The sequence below is a fragment of the Gordonia sp. BP-119 genome (genome assembly GCF_016924115.1).
GTDB classification, from domain to species: Bacteria; Actinomycetota; Actinomycetes; order Mycobacteriales; family Mycobacteriaceae; genus Gordonia; species Gordonia hongkongensis.
Genome location: NZ_JAFFZF010000100.1, coordinates 1 through 1,336 on the forward strand (window position 1 = coordinate 1; position 1,336 = coordinate 1,336).

Annotated in this window: 1 protein-coding gene and 1 other annotated feature; the gene reads right to left on the bottom strand. The window is 62.2% G+C overall.

From position 1 onward, the window contains the following. Positions 1-31: 31 nt before the first annotated feature. A protein-coding gene (locus tag JW364_RS23975; protein WP_137811086.1) for an IS3 family transposase occupies positions 32-1,284 on the bottom strand; the annotation gives its coding sequence in 2 pieces (ribosomal slippage) (positions 32-990 and positions 990-1,284; 1,254 coding nt in all). Continuing rightward, positions 869-1,000, bottom strand: a sequence feature (AL1L pseudoknot). (Overlaps the previous gene by 132 nt.) Positions 1,285-1,336: the final 52 nt, after the last annotated feature.

Genomic DNA, 1,336 nt, shown 5'->3' on the forward strand with positions numbered 1-1,336 from the left:
TGAACCGTCCTGGATCGGATGGAGACCTCGTTTAGGCCACCGCCATCTCGGAGGTGGCTGTCTCACGGTAGCGCCTCTCGTACTCAATGGGCGGGCAGTAGCCGATCGATGAGTGCAGCCGCTCGGTGTTGTACCAGTGCACCCAGGCGGCGGTCTCGCGCTCGACTTCTGCGCGCCCGGTCCACGATCGCTGGCGCTCGATCAGTTCGGTCTTGTACAACCCGATGGCTGATTCCATCAACGCATTGTCGAGTGCATCGCCGACCGACCCGATCGATCCGGCCAAGCCGGAGTCGCGTAATGCTTCGGTGAACGCCAGCGCTGTGTACTGACTTCCGGCATCGCTGTGATGAATCAAACCTGTTGCAGTGAACGAGAAGTCGGTTCTACGTCGGGTGAACAAGGCCTGTTCGAGAACGCTGGTCACCAACGGTGTCGACTTGCTCGTCATCACCCGCCACCCGAGGATTCGACGCGAGTACACATCGACGAGAAACGCGGTGTAAACGAACCCTGCCAGGGTCCAGCAGTAGGTGAAATCAGCCACCCACCACTGATCTGGCCTGGCCGGCAATGACCACTTGCGCTCCACCAGATCAGGATGCCGCGGCGCGCGATCATCGCGCTGGGTCGTGATCGTGCGATGTTTTCCGCGGGTGACTCCGGCGATCCCGCAGATCCCCATCAGTCGGCCCACCTGATCACGGCCCATCTCACGGCCCTCGCGGCGCATCGTGTGCCAGATTTTGCGGACGCCGTACACGCCACGATTGCGATGAAACGCCTGGTAGACCGCGTGAGCGTCGTACGCCTCGGCCAATCGTGTCACCGAGACCGGACCCGCTTGCGTGCGGGCGTAGTAGGTGGACGGGGCGATCTGCACGCCGTGCTCAGTGAGCACTCGGCAGATCGGGGCGACCCCGAACCGACCCTTGTGAGCGTCGATGTAATCAACGATCACCGCAGTCGGCGGTCGACCTCCGCCGCGGCGAAAAACGCCGACGCTGTCTTCAAAATCTCATTGGCCCTTCGCAATTCAGCGTTCTCCTTGCGAAGCGCCGCCAACTCGGCGTCCTGCTCGCCCACCGTCATCGTTCCCCGCGCAGTCACGATCGGCCGGTCCTTCTCGATCCAGTTCCGCAACGTCGCCTGGTTGATATCGAGCAATGCGCCCACGTGTTTCCGGGCGGCGAGCTTTCCGCCGCCATGCTCGGCGAGGTGGTCGTGATACATCCTCACAGCCCGCTCACGCGTCTCTGGATCAAACTTCCTCAGTGCACCCATACCGGCATTCTCCTGGTGAGATCACGGTCTCCACCAGACCCAGGACGGTTCA